Raw genomic sequence first — 14,950 nt, 5'->3', positions numbered from 1 at the left:
GGTGTCCGCGCCGCTGTTCCTGGTGGAGGCGCTGCCCACCGGCGACGCGCTGACCCTGGACGGCCCGGAGGGGCACCACGCCGCGACCGTCCAGCGGTTGCGCGTCGGCGAGGAGTTGCTGCTCGCCGACGGTCGGGGTGGCACGGCCGCCGCCGTGGTCACGGCCGTCGGCCGGGGCAGCCTGGAGGTCACCGTCACCTCCCGGGGGTACGCGGACGCGCCCGTACCTCGACTGGTGACGGTGCAGGGCATCGCCAAGGGCGACCGGGGTGAGCTGGCCGTGCAGGCGATGACCGAGGTCGGGGTGGACGAGATCGTGCCCTGGGCGGCGTCGCGTTCGGTGACCCAGTGGCGCGGCGACCGGGGCGTACGCGCCCGGGAGAAGTGGGTGGCCACCGCACGGGAGGCGGCCAAGCAGGCCCGCCGGCCGTGGCTGCCGGTGGTGGCCGGAGCACCGGACGAGTCCACCACCACCGTTGCCCGCCGGATCGCCGGTGCCGCCGTCGGGTTCGTGCTGCACGAGGAGGCCGACGACCGGCTCACCACCGCCGAGCTGCCCCCCGCCGGCGAGATCGTGCTGGTGATCGGCCCAGAAGGTGGCATCGCCCCGGCCGAGTTGACCGCCTTCGTCGAGGCCGGCGGGCGACCCGTACGCCTCGGGCCGGCCGTGCTGCGCACCTCCACCGCCGGGGTGGCGGCCCTCAGCGTGCTCGCCGCCCGCCTCGGCCGCTGGTGACCCGTCCGCTCCGCACTCGATCAGGGCCGGGGGAACACCGGCACCACCTCTTCCTCCGGGCCCAGGTCCAGCCCGGCCGGCCCGATGATCTGCGGGTCCGGTGTGCCGACCACAGCGGGGTCCTTGCCGGCGTAGTCGAAGCGGTTCAGCACGTGCCGAATCGCCTCGAGCCGGGCCCGCTTCTTGTCGTTGCTCTTCACCACCGTCCACGGCGCGTCGGCCGTGTCGGTCCAGAAGAACATCGCCTCCTTGGCCTCGGTGTAGTCGTCCCACCGGTCGAGTGAGGCGATGTCCATCGGGGACAGCTTCCACTGCCGGACCGGGTCGACCTGACGGATCGCGAACCGGGTGCGCTGCTCGTTCTGGGAGACGGAGAACCAGAACTTGACCAGCCGGATGCCCGAGCGCACCAGCATCCGTTCCAGCTCCGGGGCCTGCCGCAGGAACTCCAGGTACTCCTTGCGGCTACAGAAGCCCATCACCCGCTCCACGCCAGCCCTGTTGTACCAGGAACGGTCGAACAGCACGATCTCGCCGGCCGCCGGCAGGTGTGCCAGCCAGCGCTGGAAGTACCACTGGGCGGCTTCCCGCTCGTCCGGCTTGGCGAGCGCCACCACCGACGCGCCACGCGGGTTGAGGTGCTCCATGAAGCGCTTGATGGTGCCGCCCTTGCCGGCGGCGTCCCGGCCCTCGAAGAGGATCACCAAACGCTCGCCGGACTCCTTGATCCAGTCTTGGAGCTTCAGCAGCTCGATCTGGAGCAGCCGCTTGTCACGGTCGTACTCGTCGCGGTCCAGTCGCTCGTCGTACGGGTAGTCCTCGCGCCAGGTCTCGACGGGGGTGCCGTCGGGGCGGAGCAGGACAGGGTCGTCGTCGTGGCCATCGGCCACCCGGTAGTCGGCGGTGAGGTCCAGCAGCGCGGAGTCGGCCATGTCGGTGGGACTTACCCTCCCCTGACCCGCCAACCACCTCCCCGGTCGGGTGATCTGCGGACGGCGTGGACGTCAGCTGCGCAGGTAGGAAGCGCCGTTGAGGTCGACGATCGTGCCGGAGGCCCACTCGGCCTGCGGCGAGGCGAGCCAGTGCACGGCGGCGGCGATCTCCTCCGGTCGGCCCACCCGGTCGAACGGGCTCTGCGCCCGGATCGCCGCGCCCTGCTCGCCGTGCAGGTACTCGGTGACCATGTCGGTCGCCACGAAGCCCGGCGCGACGGTGGCGATCGTGATGCCGTACGGCGCGAGCGCCACGGCGAGGGACTGGCCCAGCGCGTTGAGCCCCGCCTTGCTGGCCCCGTACGCCGGCTGGTGCGGCTCGCCGCGGAACGCGCCACGGGACGAGACGTTGACGATCCGCCCCCCGCGTTGGCGCATGTGCTGGGCGGCGCACCAGATGACGTTGCCGGCGCCGGTCAGGTTGGTCTCCACCACCTGCCGCCAGCGCTGCTGCCACTCCTCGTACGACGCGCCGAAGATCGGGTGCGGGTCGTCGCGGTCGCCGTACGTCCCCGCGTTGTTGACCAGCACGTCCAGCCCGCCGAGCAGTTCGGCGGCCCGGTCGACCATGACCCGGACCGCGTCCGGATCGGTGAGGTCGGCGCGGACCACCACGTGCCCGGTGCCCGGCAGGTGCGCGCGCAGTTCCTCGGCCGCGTCGGCGGAGTCCCGGTGGTGGATTGCCACCCGGTCACCGCCGGCTGCGAACGCCTCCGCCACCGCGCGGCCGATCCCGCGCGAGGCCCCGGTCACGAGTACCGCCCGATCCGTCATGCCGGCCATCCTGCCTCAGCGTGCCTTCCCCGCGAGCAGGCCGGTGGCGGTCGCCGCGCCGGAGCGTTCCCGGCCCGTTGGTCCCTACACTGCTCCGATGGGATCCGACTGCCTGTTCTGCCGCATCGTCGCCGGGGAGATCCCGGCCACAGTGGTCCGGGAGACCGACACCACGCTCGCCTTCCGCGACATCGACCCGAAGGCGCCGGTGCACGTCCTGGTCATTCCGAAGGAGCACTACGCCGACGTCGCCACGCTCGCCCAGGGTGACCCGGCGCTGGCCGCCGACGTGCTGGCGACGTCCGCCGCCGTGGCCGAGGACGAGGGGCTGCTCGGCGACGGTTTCCGCCTGATGTTCAACACCGGCGCGTACGGCGGGCAGGAGGTGTTCCACGTGCACGCGCACCTGCTCGGTGGTGCGCCGCTCGGCCCGATGCTCGCCCGGGACCTGGCGTGACCCCAGCGGCGGCGCCCGGCTCTCCGGTGGATGAGCACCTGGCCCGGTTGGTCCGGCGGGTGCAGGCCGAATCGCGGGTGCCGGCGGTCTCCGCGGCCCTGCACCGGGCCGACCGACCGCTCTGGAGCTGCACCGTCGGCGAGACCGGCACCGACAGCCCCCTGGGCGCGGGCACCCAGTTCCGGATCGGCTCGATCACCAAGACGTTCACCGCGGTGCTGGTTCTGCAGTGCCGCGACGACGGGCTCCTGGATCTGGACGACCCGGTGGGCCGGCACCTGGACCTCCCGGCGCACGGCGAGCTGACCGTACGCCGGTTGCTGTCGCACACCGGTGGCCTGCAACGCGAGCCGTTCGGCGATGTATGGGACAGCCTGCGCGCACCGGACGACGACCAACTGGTCGCCGAGCTGGACCGGGCCGAGCGGGTGCTGCCGACCGGCCGGCGGTTCCACTACTCCAACCTGGGCGTGGCCGTGCTCGGCCAACTCGTCGCCCGGCTCCGGGGCGGCGGCTGGGCGCAGGCGCTCACCGAGCGGATCCTGACTCCGCTGGGGCTGACCGACACCACGGTGACCCCACGCCCGACGGCGGCCACCGGGTTCCTGGTCGACGCGTACTCCGACGAGGCGCACCCGGAACCGCCGACCGACTTCGGCGCGGTCGGCCCGGCCGCCCAGCTCTGGAGCACCGCCGCCGACATGGCCCGCTGGGCGGCGTTCCTGGCCGACCCGGCGGCGCTGGACCCGGCCGGCGCGGTCCTCGCCCCGGCCACCCTGGACGAGATGCGCTGGCCGCTGACCACCACCGACGAGACGCTCTGGGGCGCGGGCTTCGGGCTCGGGCTGATCCTGATCCCGCAGGGGGAACGGGTGATGCACGTGGGGCACGACGGGGCGATGCCCGGGTTCCTCGCCGGGGCGTACGGCCGTCGCGGCGGTGACGGCACGCCCGGGGCGATGGGCGCCGCCGTGCTCGGCTCGTCCGGCACGGCGACCGAACTGTTCGACCTGTCGCACCGGCTGCTCGCCGCGGCGGTCGAGCGCGACCCGGCCGAGATCGAGCCCTGGCGGCCCGGCGCACCCGCGCCGGCGGCCCTGCGGGGTGTGCTCGGCCGCTGGTGGGGCGAGGGCTCCGAGTACGTCTTCTCGTGGCACGACGGCAGCCTGCGGGCGCGCGGGGTCGGTGACCCGACCGGACGTCCGCCGGCGATCTTCACCCCGCTGCCGGACCAGCCGGACGTGTTCCGGGTGGTCTCCGGTCGGGAGGTCGGGGAGCTGCTGCGGCTGACCCGGGACGAGGCCGGCGCGGTGGTCCGGATGCACTGGGCGACGTACCGGTTCACCCGCCACCAGGAGACCTTCGACCGGTACGACTTCCGGGCCGGGAGTTGATCGCGGCCAGCGGAAATGGGCGCGATGCGGCCCGCGTTGAACCGATACGATGGGTGTAACGTCCGCACGCCAGGCCAGCAGGCCGGCGCCGAGATCGAGAGCAGGTGGCGCAGGGCCCTTCGGCCCAACCTATGACCGGCACCCCACCTCCCGGCCCGCCCCGGGTGCAGACCAGGATCACCGTGCCCGACCCGAAGATCATGGTCAATCTGCTCGGCGCAGGCGACGAGATCCTCAGACTCGTCGAACGCTCGGTCACCAGTGACGTGCACGTCCGCGGCAACGAGATCACCATCACCGGTGACCCCGCGGACAACGCCCTCGCCGAGCGGGTCTTCAGCGAGCTCCTCGAACTCATCGAGAAAGGCGAGACCCTGACCACTGACGCCGTTCGGCGTACCGTCGGCATGCTCGAGCAGGGCAGCGCCGAGCGGCCCGCCGAGGTCCTGACACTCAACATCCTCTCCCGGCGCGGGCGCACCATCCGCCCCAAGACGCTCGGGCAGAAGAAGTACGTCGACGCGATCGACACCCACACCATCGTCTTCGGCATCGGCCCCGCCGGCACCGGAAAGACCTACCTGGCGATGGCGAAGGCCGTCCAGGCGTTGCAGGCCAAGCAGGTCAACCGGATCATCCTCACCCGACCGGCGGTCGAGGCGGGCGAGCGGCTGGGCTTCCTGCCCGGCACGCTCAACGAGAAGATCGATCCGTACCTGCGCCCGCTCTACGACGCGCTGCACGACATGCTCGACCCGGAGACGATCCCGAAGCTGATGGCCGCCGGCACGATCGAGGTCGCCCCCCTCGCCTACATGCGGGGTCGGACGCTCAACGACGCGTTCATCATCCTGGACGAGGCGCAGAACACGACGCCCGAGCAGATGAAGATGTTCCTCACCCGACTCGGCTTCAACTCCAAGATCGTCGTGACCGGTGACATCACCCAGGTGGACCTTCCCGGCGGGACGAGCAGCGGCCTGCGGGTGGTTCGGGAGATCCTGGAAAACGTCGATGACGTGCACTTCTCCCAGTTGTCCAGCTCCGACGTGGTCCGCCACCAGCTCGTCGGGGAGATCGTCGACGCGTACGCCCGCTGGGACGCCGAGCGGGAGAACCAGCAGGCGCAGGGCGTTCACGCCGTGCCTGGGCGACCCGCCCAGGGCGGCCGGGCCGGCCGCCGCCGCTAAAGCAGAGGAAAGCAGTTGTCCATCGAGATCGCCAACGAGTCCGGTGTCGACGTCGACACCGACGCCGTGCTCGCCGTCGCCCGGCACGCCCTCGACGAGATGGGGGTCAACCCCCTCGCCGAGCTGTCAGTGCTGCTGGTCGACATCGACTACATGACCGAGCTGAACCACCGCTGGATGGGTGGCGACGGCCCGACCGACGTGCTCGCCTTCCCCATGGACGAGGGCAGCGTCGACCACGGCCCGGGTGAGTCCGCGCCGGCCGGCGGCGAGCCCGCCCTGCTCGGCGACATCGTGCTCTGCCCGGAGGTGGCGGCCAAGCAGGCGGCGACCGCCGGGCACGCGCCCGCCGACGAGCTGCACCTGCTCACCGTGCACGGGGTGCTGCACCTGCTCGGTTACGACCACGCCGAGCCGGAGGAGGAGCGGGAGATGTTCGCACTCCAGGCTCGGCTTCTGGCGAGCTGGCGGTCGACCCGCACCCAGTGATGTCCACTCCTCCGTTACTCGCGGCCGGCGCCACCGCCGGCCTTCCCGACTTTCAGCTGATCGTCTTCGCGGCCGGTCTCGTGGTGCTGGCCGGCCTGATCGCGATGACCGAGGCGGCCCTCGCCGCGGTCTCACCGGCCCGAGCCGCCGAGCTGGCCCGCGACGGCGTGCGTGGCGCCCGTACCCTCCAGGTCGTGGCCGGCGACGTCGTCCGGCACCTCAACCTGCTCCTGCTGTTGCGGCTGCTCGCCGAGCTGACCGCCACCACACTGGTGGCGCTCGTGGCGGTGGACAGCTTCGGCGCCGGCTGGCGGGCCGCGCTGGTGACCGCCGGCGCGATGACAGTGGTCAGCTTCGTGGTGGTGGGCGTCGCCCCGCGCACCATCGGCCGGCAGCACGCCTACGCCGTGGGTCGTGCGGTGGCACCGCTGGTCCGCTGGCTGGGCCGGGCGCTCAACCCGCTCGCGTCGCTGCTGATCCTGATCGGCAACGCGGTCACCCCGGGGCGCGGCTTCCGGGAAGGCCCGTTCGCCACCCAGGTGGAGCTGCGGGAGCTGGTCGACCTGGCCGAGCAGCGCGGCGTGGTCGAGCACGGCGAACGCCAGATGATCCACTCCGTCTTCGCGCTCGGCGACACCATCGCCCGTGAGGTGATGGTGCCGCGTACCGAGATGGTGTGGATCGAGGAGGGCAAGACGCTCGAGCAGGCGCTGGCGCTCTTCCTGCGCTCCGGTTTCTCCCGCATCCCGGTGATCGGCGAGAGCGTCGACGACGTGCTGGGGGTGCTCTACCTCAAGGACCTGGTCCGGCGCTCCCGTGGTGGGGACCCGAGGGCCGAGCAGTTGCCGGTGGCCGAGCTGATGCGCCCGGCGACCTTCGTACCGGAGTCCAAGCCGGTTGACGACCTGCTGTCCGAGATGCAGGCGGCCCGCAACCACCTGGTCATCGTGGTCGACGAGTACGGCGGCACCGGCGGTCTGGTCACCATCGAGGACATCCTCGAGGAGATCGTCGGTGAAATCACCGACGAGTACGATGTCGAGCGCCCTCCCGTCGAACGTCTGGCGGACTCCTCGGTGCGGGTGACCGCTCGCCTGCCGGTGGAGAACCTCGGCGAGATGTTCGACACCGACCTGCCCACCGACGAGGTGGAGACGGTCGGCGGTCTGCTCGCCCAGTCGCTGGGGCGCGTGCCGATCCCGGGTGCCGAGGCCGAGGTCGCCGGCCTCCGCCTGGTCGCCGAGGGCACCACCGGCCGGCGCAACCGCATCGACACCGTCCTGGTCAGTCGGGTGGAGCCCGGCGATGAGCAGGACACCACGGGGCGCGGCGAGCACGCCGGCCCCGGGGACGACACGGACAACTATCGAGACGACGAGAGGCAATCCGCCGATGCCTGACACTCCCGCCGCGCCTGCCGCCCGGCCCACCCCCACCGCGTCGGGCGCGCTGAGCGCCGAGGACGGCAAGCTCGTCGTCCTGGCCCGGGGAGCCCGCGCGCGGATCGGTGCCGTCGAGGGCGCCGCAGTCCGCGACCAGGACGGCCGGACGTACGCGGCGGCCAGTGTCGCGCTGCCGTCGCTGACGCTCACCGCGTTGCAGTTGGCGGTGGCGTCGGCCGTGGCGGCCGGCGCGAGTCGGTTGGAGGCGGCGGTGGTGGTGACCGAGGCGTCGACGCTGGATGGTGCCGGGCACGCGGCGGTACGGGACCTCGCGGCGGACGCACCGGTCCACGTGGCCGCTCCGGACGGCACGGTCCTCGGCACGGTGACCCAGTGAGCCCGGTGCAGGATCCGCAGGCGCGTCCGTACCGGGCGGGGTTCGGTTGCTTCGTCGGTCGCCCCAACGCCGGCAAGTCGACGCTGACCAACGCCATCGTCGGCACCAAGATCGCCATCACCTCGAACAAGCCGCAGACCACCCGGCACGTCATCCGGGCGGTGCTGCACCGACCGGAGTCGCAGCTGGTCCTCGTCGACACCCCGGGCCTGCACCGCCCCCGTACGCTGCTCGGCGAACGTCTCAACGACCTGGTGCGGTCCACCTGGACCGAGGTCGACGTGATCGGCCTCTGCATCCCGGCGAACGAGCCGGTCGGGCGCGGTGACAAGTTCATCACCGGCGAGCTGGCCGAGTTGAAGGCGACAGTGCTGGCGGTGGTCACCAAGACCGACCTGGTGGACAAGCGCCAACTGGCGGAGCAGTTGCTCGCGGTCAGCAAGATGGGGGAGTTCGCCGAGATCGTGCCGGTGAGCGCGGTGTCCGGGCACCAGGTGGACACCCTCGTCGACGTGATGACCAAGTACCTGCCGCCGTCGCCGCAGCTCTACCCGGACGACATGCTCACCGACGATCCCGAGCAGGTGCTCGTCGCCGAGCTGATCCGGGAGGCCGCCCTGGAGGGGGTCCGCGACGAGCTGCCGCACTCCATCGCCGTGGTGGTGGAGGAGATGATCCCCGAGGGGCAGGTCATGAAGATCTACGCCGACCTGTACGTGGAGCGGCCCAGTCAGAAGGCCATCGTGCTCGGGCACAAGGCGAGTCGGCTCAAGGAGGTCGGCACCACCGCCCGCAAGCAGATCGAGGAACTGCTCGGCGGTCGGGTCTACCTCGACCTGCACGTGCGGGTCGCGAAGGACTGGCAGCGCGACCCGAGGCAACTGCGCAAGCTGGGCTTCTGACCCACCTCGTCGGCGGTGCCCGACCGGCGGCACTGTCGCCTTCGGTCGGGCAGCCGGGGATGTTCACGTTCGGTTGAGATCAACGCTCGCTGATCGTGAGGTTGCCGCTGTCAGCCGAACCGTCGAGCACCAGGGACGCCGCCGGGTTGTCGGCGACGGTGACGGTCTCGTCGCCGGAGTCGGCGTTGGACCTGACCCGGTAGCTGCCCTGCGGCACCACCAGCGTGACGTCACCGCTGGAGGCGTGGACCCGGGCCGAGGCGGGCTTGTCCAGCTCCACGTTGACATTGCCCGAGCTGGCCCCGGCGTCGACAGTGCCGCCCAACCGGCGTGCGGTGATGTCTCCCGACGAGGCGCGCAGCCGTACCGCCGCGGCAGCCTCGTTCACCTCGATGTTGCCCGACCGGGCCTCCACGCCGACCGCGCCCGACGCACCGGAGATCCGCACGTCGCCCGAGCTGACCTGTAGCTCCACGGTGCCGACCCGGCTCAGCTCGACGTTGCCGGAGCTGGTCTCGCCCTTCACCGCCACACCCTCCGGCACCGTCACCTCGTAGGAGATGCTGCATCGCGAGCCACAGTCGGTGTCCAGCACCAACTCGCTGTCCTTGATCTCGTAGCGGGTGTTGTCCGGTTCGCCGCCCTGGTAGCGAACCACTCGCTTGATCCGCACCTCGGACGCCGCGCCGGTGCCGCGGATCACCACGTCGCCCGAACCCCCGGAGACCCGGACCGTGGTGATCCGGGCCGCCTCGGTGTTGTCGTAGTCGAGCCGACGGAACGACAGGTTGTCGCACCCGGCGAGCACGATGAGGGTGGTGGCGAGCCCCAGCGCGACGGGCGCGGCGACGCGACGACGGCGGGCGGTGGTGGTCAGGTGCAGGGCCATGACCAGCACGCTACGGTCGGGCACGACGCCGCCGCATCGGGGTTCAACCGCGCTTGCACCCCGAACCAACCCTGATTTCACACCCCGAGGGAGAATGGCCCGATGGCCGGGTATCGCCGACAGCTCTACCGCGACGACGCGGTGGTGCTGCGTGTGCAGAAGCTCGGCGAGTCCGACCGGATCATCACCCTGCTCACCCGCCGGCACGGCCGGCTACGCGCGGTGGCAAGAGGGATCCGCCGCACCACCAGCAAGTTCGGTGCCCGGCTGGAGCCGTTCGGCCACGTCGACCTGCAACTCGCCGGCGACCCTAAGGGCAACCACGGCAGTTCACTGCACACCGTGAGCCAGGTCGAGGGCATCGACCTGTACGGCAAACGGTTCCTGGGCGACTATCCGCGCTACACGGCGGCCAGCGCGATCGCCGAGACCGCCGAGCGGCTGACCCCGGTGGAACGGGAGCCGTCGCTGCGGCTGTTCCAGCTCACCATCGGTGCGCTGAAGGCGCTGTCCCGGGGCGAGCACGCCACCACCCTGGTGCTCGACGCGTACCTGCTGCGCGGGATGTCCCTGGCCGGCTGGGCGCCGGCGCTGATCGCCTGCGCGGTCTGCGGCACGCCCGGGCGGCACCGGGCGTTCTCCGTTCCGGCCGGCGGCGCGGTCTGTCCGGACTGTCGGCCCCCCGGGGCGGCTCATCCCGCCCCGGCCACCATCGACCTGATGTCCGCGCTGACCTCCGGCGACTGGGTGATCGCCGACGCCACCGACGCCGCCGTACGTCGAGAGTGCAGTGGGCTGGTCGCGGCTCACCTGCAGTGGCACCTGGAGCGCGCGCTACGCTCGCTGCCGCTGGTCGACCGGGGTCCCTCGGCGGCCGGCACGGCCCCTCCGCCGGAAGGCACCGGGGCCGTGGTGCTCCGGCCGCGCGGCGACGTCGAGGCCGGGGCGGACGGCGCGAACAGGGAGTGACCGAGTGATCCGATCGAAGAAGGCTGGCCGGCGCGAGCCGACCCCGCCGGTGCCACACCCGTCCGGGGCCCGACCGCCGGCGCTGCCCAGCGACGCGGTGCCGAAGCACGTGGCGGTGGTGATGGACGGCAACGGCCGCTGGGCCAAGGACCGCGGGCTGCCCCGCACCAAGGGGCACGAGGCGGGGGAGCACAGCCTCTTCGACACCATCGAGGGCGCTATCGAGATGGGCATCCCGTACCTGTCGGCGTACGCGTTCTCCACCGAGAACTGGCGGCGTTCGCCCGACGAGGTCCGGTTCCTGATGGGGTTCAACCGGGACGTGATCCGTCGCCGCCGTGACCAACTGGTCGACCTGGGCGTACGGGTGGTGTGGTCCGGGCGACCCGGGCGGCTGTGGAAGAGCGTGATCACCGAGTTGCAGACCGCCGAGGAGATGTCCCGCGACAACTCGACGCTGACCCTGCAGTTCTGCGTCAACTACGGCGGGCAGGCCGAGATCGGTGACGCCGCCGCCGCGATCGCACGGGACGTGGCGGCCGGCCGGCTGGATCCGGCGAAGGTCACCGAGAAGACCGTGGCGAAGTACCTCTACCACCCGGAGATCCCGGAGGTTGACCTGTTTCTGCGCCCTTCCGGTGAGGAACGGATCTCCAACTTCCTGCTCTGGCAGACCGCGTACGCCGAGTTGGTCTTCCTGGACACGCTCTGGCCCGACTTCGACCGCCGCCACCTCTGGTACGCGTGCGAGCTCTACGCCCAGCGGGACCGACGCTTCGGCGGCGCGCTGCCCAACCCGGTCGCCCCGGTTATCTGAGCCGACGTGCTTACCCGCACGTCACTCTGGGTATCAGAGACGTCAGAAGCCACTGACGGAGGTGAACCCACATGATCCAGAAGCGCATTGCCCAGTGGGCGGTGATGGCTATCGCGGTGCCGCTGGCCGCGGCCGGTGCCCGCCGACTCAGCCACACCCTGGAGGCCCGGCGTGGTCCCTCCGGGGCGACCCGGCTGCTGACCAAGGGTGCGGACCTGATCCGTCCGCAGAAGGCCAAGCGCCGCCGCTTCTTCTGACCGATCCCTTATCTGTCCTCGGCGCCGTCCGCACTCCCGTGCGGGCGGCGCCGTCGCGTCCCCACCAACTCACCCCGCCTGTGCGGGTGGGTGCGCTCGTTTCGGGGTCCTGCGCAAAGGCGGCGGGTAGGGTCCGGAGGTGGTGGGACGACGGCGGTTGGGGGCCAGATGCGGGATCTCCGCTTCAAGATGATCATGGCGTTGAACGCCGCCGACCTGGGCGACCCGATCTGCGAGCAGGTAGCCGAGATCTGTGCCGAGATCGCCGAGCAGCACTGCGCCGAGTTCGGCCACACACCCCAGTTGCGCACCGGTGAGATCGCCGAACTGGCCAGCGGCGAGCCGGCCCTGACCTGGGCGCCGTCGACCCCCGACGCCGGGCAGCGTGCCTGGTGACCGCGCCGGCGCCCGCCGTCGACGTCCGTCGTGCCGATGATCGCTTCGCCACCCGGATCTCCTGGCTGGACTCCAAGCACTCCTTCTCGTTCTCCCGGCACTACGACCCGGCCAACACCCACCACGGCCTGCTGCTGGTCAACAACGACGACGTGGTCCGGCCGGGCGCCGGCTTCGAGACCCACCCGCACCAGGACATGGAGATCGTGACCTGGGTGCTGCGCGGTTCTCTGGTGCACCAGGACTCCACCGGGCACTCCGGGGTGATCTACCCGGGTCTGGCCCAGCGGATGAGCGCCGGCACCGGCATCCTGCACTCGGAGAAGAACGACGCCTGGCGACTCAACAACCAGGAGCCGCACACCGACCCGGTCCACTTCGTGCAGATGTGGGTGCTCCCCGACGAGCAGGGCGTAGACCCCGGCTACGAGCAGTTGGAGATCGAGGACGAGCTGCTCCGCGGGGGCCTGGTGCCGATCGCGTCCGGGATGGACCGCTACGACGGCGCGTCCGCGATCCGGATCCGCAACCGGTACGCGACCCTGCACGCCGCCCGTCTCGCCCCCGGCGACGAGGTCACCATTCCGGACGCGCCCTACGTGCACCTCTACGTGCCCAACGGCACGGTGACCCTGGAGGGCAGTGGTCCGCTCGGCAGCGGCGACGCCGCCCGGCTCACCATGACCGGTGGCCGGCGGGTGAGCGCCGACGAACCGGCCGAGATCCTCGTCTGGGAGATGCACGCCACGGTCGCCTGACCGCTACCGGTTCGTACCTGCCGTCTCCCTAGATCACGCTTGAACATGGATGTAGTGGCCTCCACGGCGAGGGAGGCCACTACATCCTGGATCAAGCACGATCTTGCGGGGCGCGGGGCGCGGGGCGCGGGGCGCGGGGCGCGGGGCGCGGGGCGCGGGGCGCGGGGCGCGGGGCGTCGCGAACCGGGCGCCGCCTCAGCTACGCCGGCGACTCGGTGCGGTCGGCGGCCCAGGTGGTGTGGAACGAACCCTCGCGGTCCACCCGCTGGTAGGTGTGCGCGCCGAAGTTGTCCCGCAGACCCTGAATCAGCGCCGCGGGCAGCCGCTCCGCGCGCAACGCGTCGAAGTACGCCAGCGACGACGAGAACGCGGGCGTCGGCACACCGGCCCGGGTCGCGTCGGCCACCACCCGCCGCCAGCTCGGCACGCCAGCGCTGACCGCCTCGGCGAAGTACGGCGCCACCAGCAGCGTCGGCAGGTCGGGCTGCTCGTCGTACGCCTCACGGATCCGGTTGAGGAAGCGGGCCCGGATGATGCAGCCGCCCCGCCAGATCGTCGCGGTGCCGCCAAGGTCGATGTCCCAGTTGTATTCCTGGCTGCCCGCACGGATGTGGTCGAAGCCCTGCGCGTACGCCACGATCTTTGAGGCGAGCAGCGCCCGGCGGACGTCCTCGACGAACGTCTCCCGGTCGGTCACCTGCCACTTCTCACCCGCGTCGGGGAACGCCCGGCGGGCCGCCTCGCGCTGGTCGACGTGCCCGGAGAGCGAACGGGCGAAGGTCGCCTCGGCGATCCCGGTGATCGGGATGCCCAGGTCCAGGGCACTCTGCACGGTCCACCGACCGGTGCCCTTCTGCTCGGCCCGGTCCTGCACGATGTCCACGAACGACCGGCCGGTCGCCGCGTCGGTGTGCGCGAGCACGTCGGCGGTGATCTCGATGAGGAACGACTCAAGCTCGCCGTTGTTCCACTCCCGGAAGATCTCCGCGATCTCGGCGGGCGTCGCGTCCAGGCCGGCCCGGAGGAGGTCGTACGCCTCGGCGATGAGCTGCATGTCGGCGTACTCGATGCCGTTGTGCACCATCTTGACGAAGTGCCCGGCGCCGTCCGGCCCGACGTGCATGCAGCACGGCACGCCGTCCACCTGGGCGGCGATCTTCTCGAACATGGGCCCGAGCTTGGCGTACGACTCGGCGGAGCCGCCCGGCATGATGCTCGGCCCGCGCAGCGCGCCCTCCTCGCCGCCGGAGACGCCGGTGCCGCTGAAGTGCAGCCCCTGGGCCCGCAGCGCCTCCTCACGGCGACGGGTGTCGGCGAAGTGTGCGTTGCCACAGTCGACGATGATGTCGCCCTCGTCGAGCAGCGGCACCAACTCGTCGATCACCGCGTCGGTGGGCGCGCCGGCCTTCACCATCACGATGACCGCGCGGGGTCGTTCCAGTGACGCCACGAAATCGGCCATCGTCTCGCCGGGCAGGAACGTGCCCTCGTCGCCGTGCTCGGCAACCAGGCTGCGGGTGCGCTCCGGCGAGCGGTTGTGCACTGCCACCGTGAAGCCGTTGCGGGCCAGGTTGCGGGCCACGTTGCGGCCCATCACCGCCAGCCCGGTCACACCGATTTGTGCCCTCGCCTGATCAGCCATTCGTGCCGCCACCTCTCGTCACACCACTATCAGCGCTTGGAAACTTACCGTGATGTGAGCCGATACGGGCCAGTGATCGACGTCCCGTTACTGCACGTGATGCGGACGTTGCCCCTGGCGGCTCGGGCCCTCGGGGCCGGTCGGCGAGCCCCGCGCAGGGAAACGTGTCGTCATTGCGCGCCGCGCGCGTCAGCCTTCGGCGAGACGGGCTTCGATTCGGGCGATCTTCCCGGTCAGCGCGTCGGTGACCCCGGGTCGGACATCGGCCTTGAGCACCACACTCACCCGGGGCGCCCGCGCGGCGACCACGTCGACCGCCCGCTTCACCACCGCCATCACCTCGTCCCACTCGCCCTCGACGGTGGTGAACATGGCATCGGTCCGGTTGGGCAGGCCGGACGCACGGACCACCCGCACCGCCTCGGCGACCAGGTCACCCACAGAGTCGTCACCGCCGAGCGGGGTGATCGAGAACGCGATCAGCATCTGCCGATCGTGCCAGTAAAAAC

Annotated in this window: 18 protein-coding genes; 13 read left to right on the top strand and 5 right to left on the bottom strand. The window is 71.5% G+C overall.

The window, feature by feature from the left end; all coding sequences use genetic code 11:
- Position 1: 1 nt before the first annotated feature.
- A complete protein-coding gene (locus ACIBEF_RS05830; RefSeq protein WP_396791518.1) occupies positions 2 to 736 on the top strand; it encodes a 16S rRNA (uracil(1498)-N(3))-methyltransferase in 735 nt (244 codons plus the stop codon).
- 20 nt (positions 737 to 756) lie between these two features.
- On the opposite strand, the gene ppk2 is transcribed toward ACIBEF_RS05830, so the two are convergent.
- Positions 757 to 1,668, bottom strand: a complete 912-nt coding sequence (gene ppk2 / locus ACIBEF_RS05825; RefSeq protein WP_396791516.1) for a polyphosphate kinase 2 — start codon at positions 1,666 to 1,668, stop codon at positions 757 to 759.
- Positions 1,669 to 1,740: 72 nt separating this feature from the next.
- Positions 1,741 to 2,502 (bottom strand): SDR family NAD(P)-dependent oxidoreductase, encoded by a 762-nt coding sequence (locus ACIBEF_RS05820; RefSeq protein WP_396791514.1) that lies wholly within the window; start codon positions 2,500 to 2,502, stop codon positions 1,741 to 1,743.
- A 97-nt stretch (positions 2,503 to 2,599) separates the two neighbouring features.
- Here ACIBEF_RS05820 and ACIBEF_RS05815 point away from each other — a divergent pair, with 97 nt between their 5' ends.
- The 7 genes from ACIBEF_RS05815 (at position 2,600) to era (ending at position 8,713) form a co-directional block, all read left to right on the top strand.
- Positions 2,600 to 2,959 (top strand): histidine triad nucleotide-binding protein, encoded by a 360-nt coding sequence (locus ACIBEF_RS05815; protein WP_088988083.1) that lies wholly within the window; start codon positions 2,600 to 2,602, stop codon positions 2,957 to 2,959.
- Positions 2,956 to 4,353, top strand: a complete 1,398-nt coding sequence (locus tag ACIBEF_RS05810; protein ID WP_396791513.1) for a serine hydrolase domain-containing protein — start codon at positions 2,956 to 2,958, stop codon at positions 4,351 to 4,353. Before ACIBEF_RS05815 ends, ACIBEF_RS05810 begins: the two co-directional genes overlap by 4 nt.
- Positions 4,354 to 4,484: 131 nt before the next feature.
- Positions 4,485 to 5,543, top strand: a complete 1,059-nt coding sequence (locus ACIBEF_RS05805; protein ID WP_238670385.1) for a PhoH family protein — start codon at positions 4,485 to 4,487, stop codon at positions 5,541 to 5,543.
- Between the two features lie 15 nt (positions 5,544 to 5,558).
- Positions 5,559 to 6,032: an rRNA maturation RNase YbeY gene (gene ybeY / locus ACIBEF_RS05800; RefSeq protein ID WP_030491788.1), complete on the top strand. Its 474-nt coding sequence runs from the start codon at positions 5,559 to 5,561 to the stop codon at positions 6,030 to 6,032.
- Positions 6,008 to 7,432 (top strand): hemolysin family protein, encoded by a 1,425-nt coding sequence (locus ACIBEF_RS05795; RefSeq protein WP_396791606.1) that lies wholly within the window; start codon positions 6,008 to 6,010, stop codon positions 7,430 to 7,432. Before ybeY ends, ACIBEF_RS05795 begins: the two co-directional genes overlap by 25 nt.
- Complete coding sequence (locus tag ACIBEF_RS05790) at positions 7,425 to 7,811, top strand: cytidine deaminase (RefSeq protein ID WP_396791511.1); 387 nt, start codon at positions 7,425 to 7,427, stop codon at positions 7,809 to 7,811. Before ACIBEF_RS05795 ends, ACIBEF_RS05790 begins: the two co-directional genes overlap by 8 nt.
- A 5-nt stretch (positions 7,812 to 7,816) precedes the next feature.
- Positions 7,817 to 8,713, top strand: coding sequence for a GTPase Era (gene era, locus ACIBEF_RS05785; protein ID WP_396791605.1), 897 nt, complete (start codon positions 7,817 to 7,819; stop codon positions 8,711 to 8,713).
- A 79-nt stretch (positions 8,714 to 8,792) separates the two neighbouring features.
- Here era and ACIBEF_RS05780 read toward each other — a convergent pair whose 3' ends face one another.
- Positions 8,793 to 9,626: a DUF4097 family beta strand repeat-containing protein gene (locus ACIBEF_RS05780; protein ID WP_396791508.1), complete on the bottom strand. Its 834-nt coding sequence runs from the start codon at positions 9,624 to 9,626 to the stop codon at positions 8,793 to 8,795.
- A gap of 78 nt (positions 9,627 to 9,704) precedes the next feature.
- On the opposite strand from ACIBEF_RS05780, the gene recO reads away from it, so the two are divergent.
- From recO to ACIBEF_RS05755, 5 genes are all read left to right on the top strand, one after another.
- On the top strand, positions 9,705 to 10,571 hold the full coding sequence (gene recO / locus ACIBEF_RS05775) for a DNA repair protein RecO (protein ID WP_396791506.1): 867 nt from the start codon (positions 9,705 to 9,707) through the stop codon (positions 10,569 to 10,571).
- Between the two features lie 4 nt (positions 10,572 to 10,575).
- The gene (locus ACIBEF_RS05770; RefSeq protein WP_393222706.1) at positions 10,576 to 11,388 is read left to right on the top strand and encodes an isoprenyl transferase; all 813 of its coding nucleotides are present in this window, start codon (positions 10,576 to 10,578) and stop codon (positions 11,386 to 11,388) included.
- A 71-nt stretch (positions 11,389 to 11,459) separates the two neighbouring features.
- On the top strand, positions 11,460 to 11,645 hold the full coding sequence (locus ACIBEF_RS05765) for a hypothetical protein (protein WP_030336441.1): 186 nt from the start codon (positions 11,460 to 11,462) through the stop codon (positions 11,643 to 11,645).
- 168 nt (positions 11,646 to 11,813) lie between these two features.
- The gene (locus ACIBEF_RS05760) at positions 11,814 to 12,041 is read left to right on the top strand and encodes a thioredoxin reductase (RefSeq protein ID WP_357227752.1); all 228 of its coding nucleotides are present in this window, start codon (positions 11,814 to 11,816) and stop codon (positions 12,039 to 12,041) included.
- Positions 12,038 to 12,799: a pirin family protein gene (locus tag ACIBEF_RS05755; protein WP_396791503.1), complete on the top strand. Its 762-nt coding sequence runs from the start codon at positions 12,038 to 12,040 to the stop codon at positions 12,797 to 12,799. Before ACIBEF_RS05760 ends, ACIBEF_RS05755 begins: the two co-directional genes overlap by 4 nt.
- Before the next feature lie 199 nt (positions 12,800 to 12,998).
- On the opposite strand, the gene gndA is transcribed toward ACIBEF_RS05755, so the two are convergent.
- Both gndA and ACIBEF_RS05745 read right to left on the bottom strand, forming a co-directional pair.
- On the bottom strand, positions 12,999 to 14,441 hold the full coding sequence (gene gndA, locus ACIBEF_RS05750; protein WP_357207810.1) for an NADP-dependent phosphogluconate dehydrogenase: 1,443 nt from the start codon (positions 14,439 to 14,441) through the stop codon (positions 12,999 to 13,001).
- Positions 14,442 to 14,630: 189 nt separating this feature from the next.
- On the bottom strand, positions 14,631 to 14,927 hold the full coding sequence (locus ACIBEF_RS05745; RefSeq protein ID WP_030336432.1) for a thiamine-binding protein: 297 nt from the start codon (positions 14,925 to 14,927) through the stop codon (positions 14,631 to 14,633).
- Positions 14,928 to 14,950 lie beyond the last annotated feature (23 nt).

Origin of the sequence: Micromonospora sp. NPDC050795 (assembly GCF_044456785.1) — a bacterium.
Taxonomy (GTDB): Bacteria; Actinomycetota; Actinomycetes; order Mycobacteriales; family Micromonosporaceae; genus Micromonospora.
This window is presented reverse-complemented; position numbering and strand designations above follow the sequence as displayed.

Bases quoted from the DNA above. Each gene is read 5' to 3' on its own strand.
- ppk2 (WP_396791516.1), bottom strand. From the start codon at position 1,668: ATGGCCGACTCCGCGCTGCTGGACCTCACCGCCGACTACCGGGTGGCC.
- ACIBEF_RS05820 (WP_396791514.1), bottom strand. From the start codon at position 2,502: ATGACGGATCGGGCGGTACTCGTGACCGGGGCCTCGCGCGGGATCGGC.
- ACIBEF_RS05815 (WP_088988083.1), top strand. From the start codon at position 2,600: ATGGGATCCGACTGCCTGTTCTGCCGCATCGTCGCCGGGGAGATCCCG.
- ACIBEF_RS05805 (WP_238670385.1), top strand. From the start codon at position 4,485: ATGACCGGCACCCCACCTCCCGGCCCGCCCCGGGTGCAGACCAGGATC.
- ACIBEF_RS05790 (WP_396791511.1), top strand. From the start codon at position 7,425: ATGCCTGACACTCCCGCCGCGCCTGCCGCCCGGCCCACCCCCACCGCG.
- recO (WP_396791506.1), top strand. From the start codon at position 9,705: ATGGCCGGGTATCGCCGACAGCTCTACCGCGACGACGCGGTGGTGCTG.
- ACIBEF_RS05765 (WP_030336441.1), top strand. From the start codon at position 11,460: ATGATCCAGAAGCGCATTGCCCAGTGGGCGGTGATGGCTATCGCGGTG.
- ACIBEF_RS05760 (WP_357227752.1), top strand. From the start codon at position 11,814: ATGCGGGATCTCCGCTTCAAGATGATCATGGCGTTGAACGCCGCCGAC.
- gndA (WP_357207810.1), bottom strand. From the start codon at position 14,441: ATGGCTGATCAGGCGAGGGCACAAATCGGTGTGACCGGGCTGGCGGTG.
- ACIBEF_RS05745 (WP_030336432.1), bottom strand. From the start codon at position 14,927: ATGCTGATCGCGTTCTCGATCACCCCGCTCGGCGGTGACGACTCTGTG.